Genomic DNA, 18,002 nt, shown 5'->3' on the forward strand with positions numbered 1-18,002 from the left:
GTCGGGCGCGACGGCGGTCGGGCACACCACGACCTCGGCGCCGTAGGCCCGCAGCACGTTCTGCTTGTCCTCGCTGACCTTGTCCGGGCAGACGAAAATGCACTTGTAGCCGCGCTGCTGTGCGACCTGGCCGCCGGGGGGCGGCGGATATCCACCGGGGGGCGGGTAACCGCCCGGGTTGTCAGTCATCGAATCTTCCTCCTCGGCTCGGATGGTTCAGTGCTGGACGAAAGTCTGGCGAGCAACCGGCCAAGCCACGGCGTGCAGACTGAATTCGGCAGCGAGACAACCGATCCCCATACGGCGGGGACAGCCGAGACCCCGGCGGTTGCTCGCCCATGGTGCCTCCAGTCTGTTTCTTAGCTGGCAGCAAGCGAGATCACCATACCTGAGAGACGGCTGCGAACAGCGGTTTTATCCGCTGTGCGCTCAGCGTCGCGAGCTGGTGTCGGACAGGTAGCCCAGCAGATCGTGCCGCGTCAGCACACCCACCGGCTTGCCCTCCTCGACCACCATCACGGCGTCGCACTCGCGGAGTGTCTTCGCCGCGGTGCTCACCAGTTCGCCGGCGCCGATCAACGGCAACGCCGGGCTCATGTGCTCACTGACGGCGTCGGCGAGCTTGGCGCGCCCTTCGAACACCGCGGACAGCAGCTCGCGCTCGGACACGCTGCCTGCCACCTCGCCCGCCATCACCGGCGGCTCGGCACCGACCACCGGCATCTGGGACACCCCGTACTCCCGCAGGATGCCGATCGCGTCACGCACCGTCTCCGCGGGATGGGTGTGCACCAGGTCGGGCAGCGCCCCGGACTTGCCGCGTAGCACGTCACCGACCGTGGACTCGGCGACCGAGCCGTCCAGTCGGCTGCGCAGGAACCCGTAGGAGGACATCCAGCCGTCGTTGAAGATCTTGGACAGGTAGCCGCGGCCGCCGTCGGGCAGCAGGACCACGACCAGGGCGTCGGGACCCTCGCGCTCGGCGACCTGGATCGCGGCGTAGGCGGCCATTCCGCACGACCCGCCGACCAGCAGCGCCTCTTCACGTGCCAGCCGCCGCGTCATCTCGAACGAGTCCGCATCCGAGACGGCGATGATCTCGTCGGGCACCGCGGGGTCGTAGGCCGTGGGCCAGAAGTCCTCGCCGACACCTTCCACCAAGTAGGGCCGCCCGGTGCCGCCCGAGTACACCGAGCCTTCCGGATCGACGCCGACGACCTTGACCCGACCGTCGGAGACCTCTTTGAGGTAGCGGCCGGCACCGGTGATGGTGCCGCCGGTGCCCACGCCGGCCACGAAGTGGGTGATCTTGCCGTCGGTGTCCGCCCAGATCTCCGGCCCGGTGGTCTCGTAGTGGCTCTCCGGCCCCATCGGATTGGAGTACTGGTCGGGTTTCCACGCTCCGTCGATCTCGCTCACCAACCGGTTGGAGACGCTGTAGTAGCTGTCGGGATCGTCGGGCGCGACGGCGGTCGGGCACACCACGACCTCGGCGCCGTAGGCCCGCAGCACGTTCTGCTTGTCCTCGCTGACCTTGTCCGGGCAGACGAAAATGCACTTGTAGCCGCGCTGCTGTGCGACCAGCGCCAGGCCGACACCGGTGTTACCCGACGTGGGCTCGACGATCGTGCCTCCCGGCTTGAGCGCGCCGCTGGCCTCGGCGGCATCGATCATCTTGATCGCGATGCGGTCTTTGGAGCTGCCGCCCGGATTGAGATACTCCACCTTGGCGGCCACCGTCCCCGACCCCGGCGGAACCACCGAGTTCAGTTGCACCAGAGGGGTGTTGCCGATGAGCTCACTGACGTGCCGGGCGATGCGCATGCATCCATCGTCTCAGGCCCGCCAGGCGACTACCAGGTGGCCTCTCGGATGTACTCACCGATCTGCTTGATCGACCGGCTGGCCTCGGGTACTGCCGGCGCGCCGAGCTGGAAGACGTGCATCTGGCCGGGCCAGACACGGACCTCCACCGGCACCCCGGACTCGGCGAGTAGACGAGCCGCTTTCCTCGCGTCGCTGAGCAGTACCTCCGAGCCGGAGACGTGGATCAGCGTGCGTGGCAGGCCGGGCTCGATGTGGTCGAGCGGTTCGTAGGTCTCCTCGGGCTTGCCGTTGACGACGCGCTTCTTTCCGGCCTGCTCGATCAACTCGATCAGTGCGTGAAAAGCCTTGGGCGGGAACATCACATCGCTACCGATGTTGGGATGCTCGGCGCGCGCCTCGTTGTCGATCTCGAACAGAGGGGACATCGTGACGATGGCCGCGGGGGTCTCGGAACCGTAGCCCTCGACGCCCTCGAATTGCAGGCGCTCGGCCAGCGACAGCGCCAGATAGCCGCCCGCGGAATCACCGGCGAGCACGATCTGATCCGGCTCGTAGCCGGTCTCCCGCAGCCAGCGGTAGGCGTCGAAGCAATCGTCGAGTGCGGTGCCCACCGAATGCTTGGGGATCATTCGGTAGTTGACGACGAGCACCGGCGCATCGGCGTACTGCGACAGCGCGGTCACCAGACGACCGTGGGTGTGTACGCCACAGGTCAGGAACGCGCCGCCGTGCATGTAGAGGATCACGCTGCGCTTACCGTCGGCGGGCAGGACACCCGCCGCACGCACCAGCTGAGCCGTGCAGTGGGGCAGCGAGATCGTCGCCCGCACGGTGCCGGGGACCGGGCGGATGACGCGTGCGGCGAAGTCCACCACACCCCACGGCCAGGGCAGCTTGGGGGCGTAGCTGCCAACGGAGAGGAATGGCTTGATCGTCGCCATCGCCGCCAGGCCCAGCAAGCGTCCGGCGATACTCGGACCGTCCTCGACGACCTCGACCGGGGCCCCGTCACTGACCGGGAAACGGCGTGGTTTGTGTTCACGACCAGGCTTGATGCCCAGGTGTGCAGTACTGGGGACCTTGCTCGGTGCCGTCATCGCCACCACTCCCTACGCCGTTGTAGTACCGGGATCAGCCAAGATACTCAGACAACCTCTGTACTTAGCTTGGCACTTGTAACCATTATCACAATCGTTTAAACGCGATTGATACCGGACTTGATACCGCACTGTGACCGCGGATTCCGTATGCCGGTCGGTTATCCGGCGGGGGCCCACCTAAACTCGCACACGTGGGCTCCAGCCACCGCGCTCCTCACGTCCGCCGATCGACCGTCGCGCTGGCGGCAGTCGCGACGCTCGCGTCCACCGGGTCGCTGTACGTCGGGGCGCGCAACCTGCTCACCGGACAGGCAGATCAGGCTCGCCGCGTCATCCCGAAGTCCTGGGACGTCCCCCCACGCGCCGACGGGGTCTACTCACCCGACGGCGGCCCCGTGACCCGCTGGTATCGCGGCGTGCCGTTCGACCTGCACCTGATGATCTTCGGGGACTCCACCGCGACCGGTTACGGCTGCGCGACCGCCGACGAAGTACCCGGCGTGCTGCTGGCCCGCGGCCTGGCGAAGGAATCGGGCAAGCGCATCCGGCTCAGCACCAAGGCGATCGTCGGTGCCACGTCCAAGGGACTGTCCGGTCAGATCGACGCGATGTTCGTCGCGGGTCCGCCCCCGGACGCGGCGGTCATCATGATCGGCGCCAATGACATCACCGCCCCCAACGGGCTGGGGCCGTCGGCGCGCCGGTTGGGCCGCGCGGTGCAACGGCTCCGCAGCAGCGGCGCGGTCGTCGTCGTCGGCACATGCCCGGACTTCGGGGTGATCAAGGCGATTCCGCAGCCGCTGCGCTGGGTGGCGCGCGGCCGCGGCCTGCGGTTGGCCCGGGCACAGGCCGGCGAGGTGCGGGCTGCCGGCGGCGTGCCGGTGCCGTTCTCCGACCTGTTGGCACCGCACTTCTACGAGGCGCCCGACGAGCTCTTCTCACCCGACATGTTCCACCCCTCGGCGGCGGGCTATTCGTTGGCCGCCCAGCAGTTGTTGCCCGCGCTGTGCGCTGCGCTCGGTGAGTTCGTCAGCAGCGAGCCCGCCGAGGCGGCCCTGGAATCGCGCTCCGGTGAGGGATCGTTGCTGTCGCGGATCGGCAATCTCGGCCGGCTGTGGCGCCGCTCCACCGGGGTCCCAGCGCCGATCGTCGTGGCTGCGAGCTAGGTTCACAGATAGTTCTCGCTGTCTACCGAGGAGTCGTCATGCCCGAAGCCGTCATCGTCGCCACCGCCCGCTCCCCCATCGGCCGCGCCAACAAGGGCTCCCTGGTGTCCATGCGGCCCGACGATCTGGCCGCACAGATGGTCAAGGCGGCGCTCGACAAGGTGCCGGCACTGGACCCGCGCGAGATCGACGACCTGATGCTGGGCTGTGGGCAGCCCGGCGGTGAAGCGGGCTTCAACATCGGCCGCGCCGTGGCGGTGCAGCTGGGTTACGACTTCCTGCCGGGCACCACGGTCAACCGGTACTGCTCGTCGTCGTTGCAGACCACGCGGATGGCTTTCCACGCGATCAAGGCGGGCGAGGGTGATGCCTTCATCTCGGCCGGCGTGGAGACCGTGTCGCGTTTCCTCAAGGGCACCTCCGACGGGTGGCCGGACTCGAAGAACGAGTTGTACGCCGACGCTCAGGCCCGCACCGATCAGGCCGCCGCGGGCGCGACTGAGTGGCACGATCCGCGCGAGGACGGCCTGCTGCCCGACGTGTACATCGCGATGGGCCAGACGGCGGAGAACGTCGTGCTGCACACCGGGATCAGCCGTGAGGACCAGGACCACTGGGGCGTGCGGTCGCAGAACCGGGCCGAAGAGGCCATCAAGAGCGGGTTCTTCGAGCGGGAGATCTCGCCCGTCACGCTGCCCGACGGCACCGTCGTCAGCACCGATGACGGCCCGCGCGCCGGCACCACCTACGAGGCCGTCAGCCAGCTCAAGCCGGTGTTCCGGCCCAACGGCACGATCACTGCAGGCAATGCGTGCCCGCTGAACGACGGTGCGGCCGCGGTGGTCATCATGAGCGACACCAAGGCCAAGGAGCTGGGGCTGACCCCGTTGGCGCGCATCGTGTCGACAGGTGTGTCGGGTCTGTCGCCGGAGATCATGGGCCTCGGCCCGATCGAGGCAGTGCGCAAGGCGCTGGGCAACGCGAAGATGTCGATCTCCGACATCGACCTGTACGAGATCAACGAGGCGTTCGCGGTTCAGGTGCTGGGGTCGGCGCGTGAGCTCGGCATGGACGAGGAGAAGTTGAACGTCTCCGGTGGCGCGATCGCGCTCGGGCATCCGTTCGGCATGACCGGCGCCCGGATCACCGCCACGCTGCTGAACAACCTGGCCACCCACGACAAGACCTTCGGCATCGAGACGATGTGCGTGGGCGGCGGGCAGGGCATGGCGATGGTCGTGGAGCGCCTCTCCTGACTTCTGCGCCGAGACTGCGGGGAGATCGCGTCATCAGCTGATTTCTCGATCTCCCCGCAATCTCGCGGCCCATGCGCGGGCGATTCTGGCCCGAATGTCGACCTCCCGGTCGGTCTTGATGACACGGACCACCAGCCAGTCGATCTCACGCAGATCCTCGGAACGGCGAATGTCTCTGGCGTACTGCGCGTCGTCGACGCGGTGCTGCTCTCCGTCGTACTCGACCGCGATCATCGCGTCGGGCCACCCCATGTCGAGGTAGTACCGACGCCGGCCGTCCGCACTGCGCACCGGAATTTGCGTGTGTGGGCGCGGATAGTGGGCGCTAGTGATCAATAGCCGCAACCAGGTCTCTTTCGGTGACGCCGATCCCGCGTCGTAGAGGTCCATGACCTTCTCGAGTTGTCGCAGCCCCCGAGCGCCGCGGTGCGCGCGAGCACAGGCGAGGACGTCCTCGGCGCGAAGGCCCGTGGCATGGCCCAGGGCGTCCACGCGTGCGACCGCCTCACCGATTCGGCCCCGCCGCGCCAGGTCGTATGCAGTTCGCGTGATCGTCGTCAGTCTCATCCCGTCGGGGCGGACCATGAACTCGTCTGAGCGCAACCGGGCGTCCATGGTGCGCACCCCCAGCGGCCGCCGGGCATTCGGCCAGACGAGTTCGATCGGCAGCGTGTCGTCGATCCATGCTGCACCGTGCAGGGCCGCCGCTGTCAGCCCGGCGATCACTCCTTCGCGATGCGACCACAACCATGCCGCTGCGGCGCGATGCTCGAGCCCGGGCTCGACGCCACATGGAACGTAGACATCCGGGAAGACTGCACGATAGCTCGAGCGCAGTTGATGCTTCTTCACGCGACCATCGGCGATGGCTTCGCTTCCGACAAACGGCCAGATCGGTGGCGTCATGGCGCCACCATCACACGCTGCAAGATCCCAATCGGCGCCCAGACTGCGGGGAGATCGCAATCTGTGGATGAAATGCGATCTGTGAGCAGTTTCGGCGTGGAAGCACACCACGACACGAAAAAGGGCGCCCACCTTTCGGTGAGCGCCCCTCTCCGCGCGATGACTAGTCGCTGTTGAAGTAGCTGAGCAGGCGCAGGATCTCGATGTAGAGCCACACCAGAGTCACGGTCAGGCCCAGCGCGATACCCCAGGCTGCCTTCTCCGGCGCACCGGCGCGGATCATCTGGTCGGCCGAGTCGAAGTCGATCAGGAAGCTGAACGCCGCCAGACCGATGCAGACCAGCGAGAAGATGATCGCGATGGGGCCACCGCTGCGGAGGCCGAGGCCCTCACCGCCGCCGACACCGAACAGCGCCAGCACGAAGTTGCCCAGCATCAACGCCAGCACACCGAAGAGGCCGGCCACGATGAAGCGGGTGAACTTCGGCGTCACCCGGATGGCGCCGGTCTTGTAGACGACGAGCATGCCGGCGAACACGCCGAGGGTGCCGAGGACCGCCTGGCTGATCAGAGCGCCGGCGCTGACACCGGAGACCATCAGGTTGGCGACGACGAACGAGAACGCACCGAGGAACAGGCCCTCCAGCGCCGCGTAGGTCAGCACGATGGCGGGGTTGTCCTGCTTACGGCCGAAGGTCGCGATCAGCACCAGGACGAGACCGCCGAGCGCGCCGATCAGCGTGAACGGCATGGCGAGCGCGATGTTGGACGCCACCAGGAAGTACGACACCACGGCAACGGCCGACAGCACTGCCAGCGTCATGCCGGTCTTGGTGACGACGTCGTCGATGGTCAGCGGGCGCGAAACACCCGTCTGACGCTGATCGGGGTAGGTGGCATAGGGATCGGCGTGTACCGCTTGCGCACCGTAGCCGGCGGCTCCGGTACCGAATTGCGCGTATCCGCCTTGCTGCCCCTTGGGCAGCGTGCGAAATACCGGGTTGCTGCTCTCGCGCACCGTCGGTTCCTTTCCTGATGTCGTGATTCGGCCTGTGCCGAACATCGGTTCAACGATCGACACGTCGGGACGGTTCCCGAGAATCGAATCTGTTCCCAGCCTTCTCACAGGAACCTTACCCGGCGCCCTCCGATCAGGGGCGACGATCTAGATTGCTGGCGTGGATCAAAACGAGGATCTCCTAGTAACGGTGCGCGGGCATGTCGGGCACCTGACCCTCAACCGACCCAAGGCCATCAACTCCCTGACCCACCCGATGGTCACCGAGATGACGGCCGCCCTGACGGCGTGGGAGCACGACGACGACGTCCACGCGGTCGTCGTTTCCGGCGCGGGCGACCGTGGCCTGTGCGCAGGCGGTGACATCGTCGCGATCTACCACAGCGCGAAGGCCGGTGGCGCCGAGGCTCGCCAGTTCTGGCACGACGAATACCTGCTCAACGCGTACATCGGCCGCTACCCCAAACCGTATGTCGCGCTGATGAACGGCATCACGATGGGCGGCGGCGTGGGCATCAGCGCGCACGGGGACGTCCGCGTGGTCACCGAGGCGACGAAGATGGCCATGCCGGAGGTCGGCATCGGCTTCGTGCCCGACGTCGGCGGCACCCGCATCCTGGCCCATGCACCGGGGTTACTCGGCCTTCACGCCGCGCTGACGGGCGCGCCGTTCGGTGGTGCCGATGCGATCGCGATGGGCTTCGCCGACCACTATGTACCGCACGCCGATCTCGCCTCGTTCGTCGAAGCGATCGAGTCCGACGGCGTGGACCGCGCGGTCGCGAAGTTCGCGCAGGAGCCGCCGGCCGGCGAGTTGGCGGGTCATCGTGAGTGGATCGATCGCTGCTACGCGGGCGAGTCTGTCGCCGGCATCGTCGATGCCCTGCGCAACGAGGAGGACCCCGCGGCCACCAAGGCTGCCGATCTGATCAGCTCCCGCTCCCCCGTCGCGCTGTCGGTGACGCTGGCGGCCGTACGCCGCGCCCGCTCGTTGTCATCACTGGAAGATGTTCTGCAGCAGGAGTTCCGGGTGTCCTGCGCGGCGCTGCGCTCCCATGATCTGGTCGAGGGCATCCGGGCGCAGGTCATCGACAAGGACCGCAACCCGCAGTGGAATCCGGCGACGCTGGATGCTGTCACAGACGCCGACGTGGAAGCCTACTTCCAGGCCACCGACCCCGACCTGACCTTCTAGACCGAGACGCACCAGGAGCAGCCATGACCGACTACGAGACCATCCTCGTCACCCGCGAGGGCCGCGTCGCCACCATCACGCTGAACCGACCGAAAGCTCTCAACGCGCTGAACAGTCAGGTGATGAACGATGTCACCTCCGCTGCAGCCGAATTGGACGCCGATCCCGGCATCGGCGCCATCGTGCTGACCGGCAACGAGAAGGCGTTCGCCGCCGGTGCGGACATCAAGGAGATGGCGAATCTGTCGTTCGCCGAGGTCTTCTCGTCAGATTTCTTCGCCGCCTGGGGGAACTTCGCGGCCACGCGCACACCGACGATCGCCGCGGTCGCGGGGCATGCGCTCGGTGGCGGCTGCGAGCTGGCGATGATGTGCGACATCCTGATCGCCGCGGACACCGCGAAGTTCGGCCAGCCCGAGATCAAGCTGGGCGTGCTGCCGGGCATGGGCGGTTCGCAGCGGCTGACCCGGGCGATCGGCAAGGCCAAGGCGATGGATCTGATCCTGACCGGTCGCACCATGGGAGCCGAGGAGGCCGAACGGGCCGGGCTGGTGTCCCGCGTGGTCCCGGCCGACTCCTTGCTCGAGGAAGCCACGGCCACAGCGCAGACGATCGCCGGTATGTCGCTGTCCGCCGCCAGGATGGCCAAGGAAGCGGTCGACCGCGCCTTCGAGTCGACGCTCGCCGAGGGCCTGCTCTACGAGCGCCGGCTGTTCCACTCCGCGTTCGCGACCGACGATCAGACCGAGGGCATGGCCGCGTTCACCGAGAAGCGTTCGCCGAACTTCAGCCACCGCTGACATGCACGGCTAACATGCCTTCGTGACCGTCACCGTCGCCCCGCCGGAGGACGAGCCGCGCGCCGAGACCGCCCGCAAAGCGTGGTGGGTACGCCGCTACACATTCACCGGTACCGCAGTGGGACTGGTGTTCCTGTGGTTGTCGCTCACGCCGTCACTGCTGCCCCGCGGTCCGCTGTTCCAGGGCTTGGTCAGCGGAGGCGCGGGCGCCTTCGGCTACGCCATCGGCGTGTTCTCGGTGTGGCTGGTGCGTTACATGCGGTCCAAGGATTCCAGCCCGCCCCCTCCCCGCCGCGCCTGGCTGATCCTGGTGGTGGTGGGCGCGATCGGCATGGTGCTGGCGATCATCTGGTTCCACGAGTGGCAGGACGACGTCCGGGACCTGATGGGAGTGCCGCGGCTGACGTTCTGGGACTACCCACTGGCCGCCGCGATCTCGGTGGTCACGCTGTTCGCTTTCGTCGAGATCGGCCAACTGATCCGCCGGCTGGTGCGTTTCCTGGTACGCCAGCTCGATCGTGTTGCGCCGCCGCGCGTTTCGGCCGTGATCGTGGTGACGCTGCTGCTGGCTCTGACGATCGCGCTGCTGAACGGCATCGTCGTACGGTTCGCGATGAGCACCATCAACAGCACGTTCGCGGCGGTCAACGACGAGACCGATCCGGACAATCCGGCGCCTGACACGCCGCTGCGCTCCGGTGGCCCGGGATCGCTGGTCGATTGGGAGTCGCTCGGCCATCAGGGGCGCATGTTCGTAGGTGGGGGGCCGTCGGTCGACGAGCTCAGCGCGTTCAACGGCCGCCCGGCCGTCGAACCCATCCGCGCCTACGCCGGCCTCAACTCCGCAGACGGGATCAAGGCCACCGCGAGGCTGGCCGCGCGAGAACTGCAGCGCACCGGGGGCCTCGACCGCGCGGTGGTGGCAGTGGCCACCACGACAGGTACGGGCTGGATCAACGAGGCCGAGGCCACCTCGCTGGAGTACATGTACAACGGCGACACCGCGATCGTGTCGATGCAGTACTCGTTCCTGCCGAGCTGGTTGTCGTTCCTGGTGGACAAAGAGAATGCACGGCAGGCCGGTCAGGCCTTGTTCGAAGCCGTCGACGAGCTGGTTCGCGCGATGCCCGAGGCGCAGCGGCCCAAGCTGGTGGTGTTCGGGGAAAGCCTGGGCTCCTTCGGTGGCGAGGCCCCGTTCCTGGCGTTGAACAACTTGATCGCCCGCACCGACGGCGCGCTGTTCAGCGGCCCGACGTTCAACAACACCATCTGGACCGACCTGACCATCAACCGGGATCCCGGCTCCCCTCAATGGCTGCCGATCTACGACCAGGGCGAGAACGTGCGATTCGTCGCGCAGCCGAAAGACCTGCAGCGCCCGCACGATCCGTGGGGCCAGCCGCGCGTCGTCTATCTGCAGCACGCCTCGGACCCGATTGCGTGGTGGAACCCGGATCTGCTGTTCGCCAAACCGGATTGGCTGCGGGAGCCGCGCGGGTACGACGTCTCCCCCGACATGGAGTGGATTCCGGTCGTGACGTTCCTTCAGGTGTCTGCCGACATGGCGGTGGCGGTGAATGTGCCCGACGGACACGGGCACGTCTACGTGCGCAACGTCGCCGACGCGTGGGCGTCGATCCTGTTGCCGCCCGGGTGGTCTGCGGCCAAGACGGAGAAGCTGAGGCCGCTGCTGCGCAGCGACGAGAGTTCCTAGTAGACGAGCACGCCTTTGAGGGCGTGGTATCCGCCGACGACGTCGGTGGCGCGGTGCAGACCGATCTCCTGCAGGGCCGCCGCGGCCAGACTGGACGTGTAGCCCTCGGAGCACAGCACCACCCATTCGACGTCGTCGTCGACGGCTTGTGGAATCCGGGCATCGCTGGTGGGGTCGAGTCGCCATTCGAGCACGTTGCGCTCGATGATCAGCGCGGTGGGGACCTCGCCTTCGATGGCCCGCTGGGCGGCGGGCCGGATGTCGACGAGGATGGCTCCGCGTCGCAGGGCGACCGGCAGTTCGTCTGCGGTCAGTCGGTTGATCTTCGTGCGGGCGTTCTCCAGCACCACATCGATACGGCTTCCCATGTCACTTCCCTTCCGGTTGGTCGGTCAATTCGGTCCGCTTGCGGCGCAGCGCGTTTCGCTCGGACACCTCGTAATAGGACATCGCGGTGAGCGGCGGTGAGTAGGCATGCACGCTCAGTGTCGGGGTCGGCGCAACGATCGGGGTGGACAGCGACACGCTCTCGCGAGCCCACACCACATCGTGTACCCAGCCGAGCGGGAACGCGGCCTGGTCGCCGGCCTCGAGCCGGCGATTGCGCAATTGCTTTCCATCCCATCGGGTTTCGCGTAGCGCGCCGGATAGGACAGTGAGTGCACCGAGGGAGCCACCGTGGTCGTGCAACTCGGTAGCGTGATCGGGCACCCAACTGATGAGCCAGACGTCGAGCTCGTCGTCGCCGTGCAGGCGGGTGTACCAGCGCTCGGTGGTGGGCGGTCCACCGACCGGAAGGACGTCGTCGAAGCGACCGGAGAGGACGTCGGCGGCGTACCGATCGGTGGCATGCAGCAGGTCAGCTGGGCGCAGACGGGTGGGAGCGAGAACCATGGGAGAACTCCAGAGGTGGAACGGACGAAGTGGGGGGTCGGGGTCAGGCCCGACAACACTCCCGAGTCATTCCGTTGCGCACGCTCCCACTGTGGCACGAGACCAGGCGATTGGCCAGGTCCGGGACTTAATCTCACCGTGAATCTGGAATTGCGCACGTCGCGGCTAGATTGACGGGATGGTCCCCTTCGCCGTCCGGGTCGTTCTGCTCGCCGCACCGGGCCTGCTGGCACTGGCCGGTTGCTCGTCGACACCCACCCCGTCCACGCCCAGCACCGAGACGTCCTCGTCCACCCGGGCGAGCGCGGCCCCGACGACTGCCACCGAATCGCTGGCCCCCGACGCCGTCGAGGTCTCACCGGGTGGCGTGACGACCAAGGTGGGCGCACCCGCGGAGTCCACGGAGGACGACTACTTCCAGAACTGCCGTGCGGCGCGCACCTATATGGACACCCACGGCGGTGACCCGAAGGCGCAGATCGAGCCGTACCTGAAGATGCTGCAGAGCGCGCCGACGGTCGGGTCGGGCGAGTTCGACAAGAGCTGGACGCAGCTGTCGGCCGGGCAGCAGTCGGCGATCATCGTCGCGGTCGAGTCGGCCGCCGACGCGCTGTGCGGCTAGCGCCTCAGTCGTTCCAGACGAAACAGAACGTGTGGCCGGCCGGGTCGCGGTACACCCGGAACTGGTCCTCGTCGACGTCCTGCACCCATGTCGCACCCAGCCTGATCACCTCGGCCTGAGCGGCCTCGAGCTGGTCCTCGGGGATCATCACGTCGAAGTGGATCTGTTGCGAGGCGTGCGGGTCAGGGAACTGCGGCGGCCGGTGTTCGGGAGACAGCTGGAACGCCAGCCGGCGCCCGTCCGGACCGGTGACCACCACCCAGTCCGGGTCCTCCTGGGTGATGTCGCCGCCGAGAACCTCGGCCCAGAAACGCGCCAGGCGGAGGGGGTCGGGGCAGTCGACGACGACTGAACGCAGTGTTCCGATCATGAGGGACAGGGTTGCCCGTCGCGGTCGGCTCATGCAAGCGAGAATGGGCGGATGCGGGTGGCATTGGCGTTGGGCAGCGGAGGGGCCCGCGGGTACGCCCACATCGGAGTGATCAACGAACTGCACGAGCGGGGCCACGAGATCGTCGGTATCGCGGGGTCGTCGATGGGCGCTCTGGTGGGCGGCCTGGAAGCGGCGGGGCGGCTCGACCAGTACACGACCTGGGCCGGTTCGCTGACCCAGCGGGCGGTGTTGCGCCTGCTCGATCCGTCGATCACGGCGGCGGGGGTGCTGCGGGCCGAGAAGATCCTCGACGCGGTGCGGGAGATCCTCGGCGAGGTGCGGATCGAGGACCTGCCGATTCCCTACACCTCGGTGGCCACCGATCTGATCACGGGCAAGTCCGTGTGGATGCAGCGCGGTCCGGTCGATGACGCGATCCGGGCGTCGATCGCGATTCCGGGCGTCATCACTCCGCATGTGCTCGACGGTCGACTGCTGGCCGACGGCGGAATCCTGGATCCACTGCCGATGGCTCCGATAGCCGCCGTCACCGCCGATGTCACGATCGCCGTTAGTCTCTCCGGGGATGACCCCGAAGCGCACCGCCGCGACCGGGAACCCCGGCAGGCCACCGGCGACTGGTTGAACCGGATGTGGCGCAGTTCGTCGTCGCTGCTGGATTCCAAGGCCGCGCGGTCACTGCTGGACACCCCGACGGGGCGCGCCGTGATGGGCCGGTTCGTCGTGGGTGACGACGAGCCCACCCCCCGGAACCTGGAGGCTCCCAGCGAACCGGTGATGCCCGTGGTGCCGCGGTTGAGCGGCTTCGAGGTGATGAACCGTGTCATCGACATCGCGCAGGCGGCGTTGGCCCGGCACACCCTGGCGGCCTATCCACCCGATCTGTTGATCGAGGTGCCGCGCACGGTGTGCCGGAGCTTGGATTTCCACCGCGCCAGCGAGGTGATCGACATCGGCCAGGAGCTGGCCAGCGCCGCACTGGACACGCTCGAAGCCACCGTGTCCGCGTCAGAGGCCTAGGAACTGCGCGATGCGGGCCGCTTCGCGCCGGCCCTGCGCACGGCCGGCCTGCGCCGAGGGTGCCCGGCAGGCCGGGTCGAGAGGGTTCGGGCCGAACGCCTCCAAAGCCTCGGCGTCGGCGAAGACCGCGTGCGTGGCCCCTGCGAAGGCGGCGATCTCGTCGGCCGTGCCGGTCCCCCACGGCGACGGCGCATCGGGTGCCGACGGCACGAGGACCACGGCGGTGTCGCAGTCGGAGACGGCGGACATGTTCACCGAGCTGCCGACACCGCCGTCCATGTAGCGCCTGCCGGCAATGGTGACGGTGGGCCACGCGCCGGGAACAGCACAGCTGGCCGCCACCGCATCGACCAGATCGACTCCGGAGGCGCGGTCGAAAACCACGAGTTCGCCTGTGGCGATGTCGATTCCGGTCACGCGCAGATCGCGCGACGGCCAGTCGTGCGACGGCAACCGGTGGGCGATCACCTCACGGCGCACCGCTTCGTCGACGGTGTCCGTGGCGGCGGCGACGGCACCGATCTTCGTCAGCTTCTGCTCCTTGGTGGTGCCGGGGGTCATCATGGCGTCCAGGAACAGCTCGGTGATGCCGTCGACCGAGACCCCCGGGTGGATCTCGGGTGAGGTCTCCGACAGCTGACGGGCGAACAACTCCTCCAGCGGCAGGTCACTGGAGAGCTGCGCGGCGACCGTCGACCCCGCCGAGGTGCCGAGCAGGACGTCGGAAGCCAGCAGCGCCCGACCCGCGGCGGGCGCCTCCTCGGCGATACCGAGCAGAACACCTGTCTCCCAGGCGATTCCGGCCAGTCCGCCACCGGCCAGCACGAGGGCACGACGCGTCGTCACCCTCCTGTTCTACCGGACGGTCTGACTCGCCGCCGCTACCGGGTTCAGATCGGCGACGCTCAGGCGGTGCGTCGGCGGGGCGAGGACGCCGGTGGTCGACGTGAGCTCCAGTCCGGGTCCGACGTGCACCAGTTCGCCGTCGCCGAGGGGCCGCCAGGCGGGGTCGTCGTCCATCCGCTCGGTCGCGAACACCACCGACGGCCCGTCGCAGGACCGGGCGTTGATTCTGCTGCTGCGCATCTCGAACGGGGTGTGGTCGGCGGGCGTGCGGCGATCGAGCACGTACAGGTCGTGGGTGTCCGGGTAGCGCAGCGCCCACATCTCGGTCGCGGTGCACAGCAGGATGTTGATCGCGAACACGCCGACGTGGGCGCCCAGCCAGCCGACGGCATCGATCAGGCCGGCGGTGACGTCACCGCCGCGGGCTCGTATCGCGCCGGTGATCAGCGCGAACACCCGTTCCGAATCCGTCTGCCCCACAACCAGTTCGGAGATACCCAGCTCGGCCAGCCGCGCGTCGAGCACGTCCAGGTCGGCCACGACGCCGTTGTGGGCGAACAACCGGCCTTCTTGCACGAAGGGGTGGGTGTTGGTCGGGTCGGGGGCTCCGGTGGACGCGTAGCGCACGTGGGCCAGCACCGTCGTCGCGACCACGTCGCGGGCCTCGCGCGCGAACGCGGCGTCCTGCCACGCGGCCAGCGGTTGCTTGTCCACCACGGGTTGTCCGGCCGCGTCGAAGTAGCCGAGGCCGGTGCCGTCGGGATTGCGGCGGCCCTGTTCGGCCAAGCTGTCGGGGGCGTCGAGCAACCAGAACGTCACCGGAACGGCCGTCCCGGCGTGCATCCCGAACAGGCGGCACATCTACAGGTGGGGTGCGGCCCTGCCGCTGATCAGAGGCAAGTCGAGGTAGGTGGCGATGCCAGGCGCGGCGGCGCAGACCGCGGGTACCGAGTTCACGCAGTGGGCGGCCGTGCCGACGACGCCGTATTCAGGACCCTGCCCGCCGACTTCGGATTGGAAGCCCGTCACCGTCACGGTGAAGTCGGGGTTGCCGCGCACCTCCATCTCGTAGCGTTGCCCGGCCGGGCCGAAGGACCAGGCGGGGTCCAGGTGCTCCTCCCCCATCAGCCAGTTCACCGTCACCCGGACCACGGGCTCACCGTCGACGAGCGCTTCCCAATGGAATTTGCGTCCCGCCACCTGTCCGGGCTCGATCGGGCCCATCGGCGAGTCGATCGTGGCGGTGGCCACGGCGATCTCCTGCGTCGCCCGCACTCGGGGATCGGAGTGAAAACCCAACTGGTCCACACACATTCGGACGGCTTGGATGAATCCCGCGTCGAGCATCTTCTGCATCGGCCCGGTGAGTGCCTTGTCCGGTGTCTCACCGAAACCCATCACGTGCCGCAGCACGTCGGGTGCCTCGTAGGTGCGTAGGTCGGAGAACTCCTCGGCGCGCACGAAGGTGACGCCGGTCGACATCGCCGACAGCATCAGCGGGAACTTCTCGCTGATGCCGCCGGGCGCGATGCCGGTGCCGTGCAGGGTGGCGTTGCCGGCCAGTGCGGCCTCCCGCAGCGGCGCACCGCTGCGCTCACTGGGATACAGCCAACCGACCGGGGTGACGACGTTCTTGCCTGAGCGCAGCAGTGCGATGACCTCGTCGGAGTTGGCGATCAGCGGGGCGTAGATGACGGCGTCGGCGTCCATCGCGAGGATCTCGTCGATGCTGTCGGTGGCGGTGATGCCCAGCGGGGCCACGCCGATGAGGTCGCCGACGTCGCGTCCGGCCTTCGCGGCCGAGTGCACCCAGCAACCGGCGAGTTCGAGCTCGGGATGCTCGAGTACGCCTTTGATCGCGGCGACGCCGACACCGCCGGTCGCCCATTGCACGACGCGCAGCGCCATCCCGCCTCCTCCAACAGTGCCGACAAAGAACTGGAACGTGTTCTACTCAGATGTACACCAGCGCCCGGCGGGCCGGTCGCGATTGGCGAAGGGATCAGCACATGAAGCGTGTGTTCGTGGTCGGCGTGGGGATGACCAAGTTCGAAAAGCCTGGGCGACGGGAGGGCTGGGACTACCCAGACATGGCGCGGGAGTCCGGCACCAACGCGCTCACCGACGCCGGCATCGACTACTCGGCGATCGAGCAGGGCTTCGTCGGGTACTGCTCGGGCGACTCGACGTCGGGTCAGCGGGCACTCTACGAGCTGGGAATGACCGGTATCCCGATCGTGAACGTCAACAACAACTGCTCGACAGGGTCGACGGCGCTGTACCTGGGCGCCCAGTCGATCCGCGGCGGGCTGGCCGATTGCGTCTTGGCGCTGGGCTTCGAGAAGATGCAGCCGGGCTCACTCGGCGGTGGCGCCGACGATCGGGAGTCTCCGATGAAGCGACACATTCTCGCGCTCAACGACATCGACGCGATGCAGTTCCCGGTGGCGCCGTGGATGTTCGGGGCTGCGGGCCGCGAGCACATGCAGAAGTACGGCAGCACCGCCGAACATTTCGCCAAGATCGGGTTCAAGAACCACAAGCACTCGGTGAACAATCCGTACGCACAGTTCCAGGACGAGTACAGCCTCGACGACATCCTGGCCGCGAAGATGATCTCCGATCCGTTGACCAAGCTGCAGTGCTCGCCGACCTCGGATGGCTCGGCGGCGGTGGTGCTCGCCAGCGAGGACTATGTCGATCGGCACGGCCTCGCCGGCCGGGCGGTGGAGATCGTCGGGCAGGCGATGACCACCGATTTCGCGTCGACGTTCGACGGCAGCGCGGCCAACATCATCGGCTACGACATGAACGTGCAGGCCGCGCAGAAGGTCTACGACCAGTCCGGCCTCGGGCCGCAGGATTTCCAGGTGATCGAGCTGCACGACTGCTTCTCGGCCAACGAGCTTCTGCTCTACGAAGCCCTCGGGCTGTGCGGGCCCGGTGAGGCGCCGAAGCTGATCGACGACGAGGACACCACCTACGGCGGACGCTGGGTGGTCAATCCGTCGGGCGGGCTGATCTCGAAGGGCCACCCCCTGGGTGCGACGGGTCTGGCCCAGTGCAGCGAGCTGACCTGGCAGCTGCGCGGCGATGCTGACAAGCGTCAGGTCGACGGTGTGACGGCGGCGCTGCAGCACAACATCGGGCTGGGTGGCGCGGCGGTCGTCACGGCGTACCAGCGCGCCGAACGCTGAGGTTTCTTCCGGCGACCAGTCGCGAACTCGAGTGACACGCCGGGCGA

General features: G+C 67.8%; 18 protein-coding genes and 1 pseudogene. 8 read left to right on the forward strand and 11 right to left on the reverse strand.

Translation table 11 applies throughout. The features are described from left to right. From DMB80_RS27910 to DMB80_RS21680, 3 genes and pseudogenes are all read right to left on the reverse strand, one after another. A pseudogene (locus tag DMB80_RS27910) lies at nt 1-174 on the reverse strand (cystathionine beta-synthase); the annotation flags it as partial. 255 nt (nt 175-429) lie between these two features. Further along, nucleotides 430-1,824, reverse strand: coding sequence for a cystathionine beta-synthase (locus DMB80_RS21675; RefSeq protein WP_111511756.1), 1,395 nt, complete (start codon nt 1,822-1,824; stop codon nt 430-432). Between the two features lie 29 nt (nt 1,825-1,853). Beyond that, nucleotides 1,854-2,924 (reverse strand): alpha/beta hydrolase, encoded by a 1,071-nt coding sequence (locus tag DMB80_RS21680; RefSeq protein ID WP_111511802.1) that lies wholly within the window; start codon nt 2,922-2,924, stop codon nt 1,854-1,856. 194 nt (nt 2,925-3,118) lie between these two features. On the opposite strand from DMB80_RS21680, the gene DMB80_RS21685 reads away from it, so the two are divergent. Both DMB80_RS21685 and DMB80_RS21690 read left to right on the forward strand, forming a co-directional pair. After that, nucleotides 3,119-4,093 (forward strand): SGNH/GDSL hydrolase family protein, encoded by a 975-nt coding sequence (locus DMB80_RS21685; protein WP_111511757.1) that lies wholly within the window; start codon nt 3,119-3,121, stop codon nt 4,091-4,093. A gap of 38 nt (nt 4,094-4,131) precedes the next feature. Then, nucleotides 4,132-5,349: an acetyl-CoA C-acetyltransferase gene (locus tag DMB80_RS21690; RefSeq protein WP_111511758.1), complete on the forward strand. Its 1,218-nt coding sequence runs from the start codon at nt 4,132-4,134 to the stop codon at nt 5,347-5,349. 33 nt (nt 5,350-5,382) lie between these two features. Here the strand turns inward: DMB80_RS21690 and DMB80_RS21695 are convergent, their stop codons facing one another. Next, nucleotides 5,383-6,255: a hypothetical protein gene (locus tag DMB80_RS21695; RefSeq protein ID WP_111511759.1), complete on the reverse strand. Its 873-nt coding sequence runs from the start codon at nt 6,253-6,255 to the stop codon at nt 5,383-5,385. 163 nt (nt 6,256-6,418) lie between these two features. Next, a complete protein-coding gene (locus DMB80_RS21700; protein ID WP_046362062.1) occupies nt 6,419-7,273 on the reverse strand; it encodes a Bax inhibitor-1/YccA family protein in 855 nt (284 codons plus the stop codon). Nucleotides 7,274-7,433: 160 nt separating this feature from the next. Between DMB80_RS21700 and DMB80_RS21705 the strand changes: the two genes are divergently transcribed. Genes DMB80_RS21705 through DMB80_RS21715 form a run of 3 tightly spaced genes read left to right on the forward strand, consistent with a single transcriptional unit; the run spans nt 7,434 to nt 10,982 of the window. After that, nucleotides 7,434-8,468, forward strand: coding sequence for an enoyl-CoA hydratase/isomerase family protein (locus DMB80_RS21705; RefSeq protein WP_111511760.1), 1,035 nt, complete (start codon nt 7,434-7,436; stop codon nt 8,466-8,468). A gap of 23 nt (nt 8,469-8,491) precedes the next feature. Beyond that, nucleotides 8,492-9,268: an enoyl-CoA hydratase gene (locus DMB80_RS21710; RefSeq protein ID WP_111511761.1), complete on the forward strand. Its 777-nt coding sequence runs from the start codon at nt 8,492-8,494 to the stop codon at nt 9,266-9,268. A 22-nt stretch (nt 9,269-9,290) separates the two neighbouring features. After that, nucleotides 9,291-10,982 (forward strand): alpha/beta hydrolase, encoded by a 1,692-nt coding sequence (locus DMB80_RS21715; protein ID WP_111511762.1) that lies wholly within the window; start codon nt 9,291-9,293, stop codon nt 10,980-10,982. Here DMB80_RS21715 and DMB80_RS21720 read toward each other — a convergent pair. Next, nucleotides 10,979-11,350 (reverse strand): rhodanese-like domain-containing protein, encoded by a 372-nt coding sequence (locus tag DMB80_RS21720; protein WP_111511763.1) that lies wholly within the window; start codon nt 11,348-11,350, stop codon nt 10,979-10,981. The genes DMB80_RS21715 and DMB80_RS21720 overlap by 4 nt on opposite strands. Nucleotide 11,351: 1 nt before the next feature. Further along, nucleotides 11,352-11,876 (reverse strand): cysteine dioxygenase, encoded by a 525-nt coding sequence (locus DMB80_RS21725; RefSeq protein WP_046362025.1) that lies wholly within the window; start codon nt 11,874-11,876, stop codon nt 11,352-11,354. A 178-nt stretch (nt 11,877-12,054) separates the two neighbouring features. On the opposite strand from DMB80_RS21725, the gene DMB80_RS21730 reads away from it, so the two are divergent. After that, nucleotides 12,055-12,498, forward strand: coding sequence for a lipoprotein LpqV (locus tag DMB80_RS21730; protein ID WP_073682190.1), 444 nt, complete (start codon nt 12,055-12,057; stop codon nt 12,496-12,498). 4 nt (nt 12,499-12,502) lie between these two features. On the opposite strand, the gene DMB80_RS21735 is transcribed toward DMB80_RS21730, so the two are convergent. After that, on the reverse strand, nt 12,503-12,868 hold the full coding sequence (locus tag DMB80_RS21735; RefSeq protein WP_048422926.1) for a VOC family protein: 366 nt from the start codon (nt 12,866-12,868) through the stop codon (nt 12,503-12,505). A gap of 51 nt (nt 12,869-12,919) precedes the next feature. Between DMB80_RS21735 and DMB80_RS21740 the strand changes: the two genes are divergently transcribed. Further along, nucleotides 12,920-13,912 (forward strand): patatin-like phospholipase family protein, encoded by a 993-nt coding sequence (locus DMB80_RS21740; protein WP_111511764.1) that lies wholly within the window; start codon nt 12,920-12,922, stop codon nt 13,910-13,912. Here the strand turns inward: DMB80_RS21740 and DMB80_RS21745 are convergent. From DMB80_RS21745 to DMB80_RS21755, 3 genes are read right to left on the reverse strand one after another with little or no spacing between them, the layout of a single operon-like run. After that, complete coding sequence (locus DMB80_RS21745) at nt 13,901-14,758, reverse strand: patatin-like phospholipase family protein (RefSeq protein WP_111511765.1); 858 nt, start codon at nt 14,756-14,758, stop codon at nt 13,901-13,903. The two genes, DMB80_RS21740 and DMB80_RS21745, sit on opposite strands and share 12 nt — an antisense overlap. Before the next feature lie 9 nt (nt 14,759-14,767). Continuing rightward, complete coding sequence (locus DMB80_RS21750) at nt 14,768-15,619, reverse strand: class II glutamine amidotransferase (protein WP_111511766.1); 852 nt, start codon at nt 15,617-15,619, stop codon at nt 14,768-14,770. Then, nucleotides 15,620-16,666 carry an NAD(P)H-dependent amine dehydrogenase family protein gene (locus DMB80_RS21755; protein WP_111511767.1) on the reverse strand — a complete coding sequence of 349 codons (1,047 nt, stop codon included), beginning with the start codon at nt 16,664-16,666 and terminating at the stop codon, nt 15,620-15,622. It abuts the gene before it with no gap. 101 nt (nt 16,667-16,767) lie between these two features. On the opposite strand from DMB80_RS21755, the gene DMB80_RS21760 reads away from it, so the two are divergent. Further along, nucleotides 16,768-17,955, forward strand: coding sequence for a lipid-transfer protein (locus DMB80_RS21760; protein ID WP_240431328.1), 1,188 nt, complete (start codon nt 16,768-16,770; stop codon nt 17,953-17,955). The last annotated feature ends 47 nt before the right edge of the window (nt 17,956-18,002 follow it).

Source organism: Mycobacterium kyogaense (assembly GCF_003254575.1).
Classification (GTDB): domain Bacteria; phylum Actinomycetota; class Actinomycetes; order Mycobacteriales; family Mycobacteriaceae; genus Mycobacterium; species Mycobacterium kyogaense.

What these genes read in the sequence shown, in the direction of transcription:
- DMB80_RS21690 (WP_111511758.1), top strand. Translation starts at nt 4,132, where the DNA reads ATGCCCGAAGCCGTCATCGTCGCCACCGCCCGCTCCCCCATCGGCCGC.
- DMB80_RS21730 (WP_073682190.1), top strand. Translation starts at nt 12,055, where the DNA reads ATGGTCCCCTTCGCCGTCCGGGTCGTTCTGCTCGCCGCACCGGGCCTG.
- DMB80_RS21695 (WP_111511759.1), bottom strand. Translation starts at nt 6,255, where the DNA reads ATGACGCCACCGATCTGGCCGTTTGTCGGAAGCGAAGCCATCGCCGAT.
- DMB80_RS21720 (WP_111511763.1), bottom strand. Translation starts at nt 11,350, where the DNA reads ATGGGAAGCCGTATCGATGTGGTGCTGGAGAACGCCCGCACGAAGATC.
- DMB80_RS21740 (WP_111511764.1), top strand. Translation starts at nt 12,920, where the DNA reads ATGCGGGTGGCATTGGCGTTGGGCAGCGGAGGGGCCCGCGGGTACGCC.
- DMB80_RS21725 (WP_046362025.1), bottom strand. Translation starts at nt 11,876, where the DNA reads ATGGTTCTCGCTCCCACCCGTCTGCGCCCAGCTGACCTGCTGCATGCC.
- DMB80_RS21750 (WP_111511766.1), bottom strand. Translation starts at nt 15,619, where the DNA reads ATGTGCCGCCTGTTCGGGATGCACGCCGGGACGGCCGTTCCGGTGACG.
- DMB80_RS21675 (WP_111511756.1), bottom strand. Translation starts at nt 1,824, where the DNA reads ATGCGCATCGCCCGGCACGTCAGTGAGCTCATCGGCAACACCCCTCTG.
- DMB80_RS21760 (WP_240431328.1), top strand. Translation starts at nt 16,768, where the DNA reads ATGAAGCGTGTGTTCGTGGTCGGCGTGGGGATGACCAAGTTCGAAAAG.
- DMB80_RS21710 (WP_111511761.1), top strand. Translation starts at nt 8,492, where the DNA reads ATGACCGACTACGAGACCATCCTCGTCACCCGCGAGGGCCGCGTCGCC.
- DMB80_RS21755 (WP_111511767.1), bottom strand. Translation starts at nt 16,666, where the DNA reads ATGGCGCTGCGCGTCGTGCAATGGGCGACCGGCGGTGTCGGCGTCGCC.
- DMB80_RS21680 (WP_111511802.1), bottom strand. Translation starts at nt 2,924, where the DNA reads ATGACGGCACCGAGCAAGGTCCCCAGTACTGCACACCTGGGCATCAAG.
- DMB80_RS21735 (WP_048422926.1), bottom strand. Translation starts at nt 12,868, where the DNA reads ATGATCGGAACACTGCGTTCAGTCGTCGTCGACTGCCCCGACCCCCTC.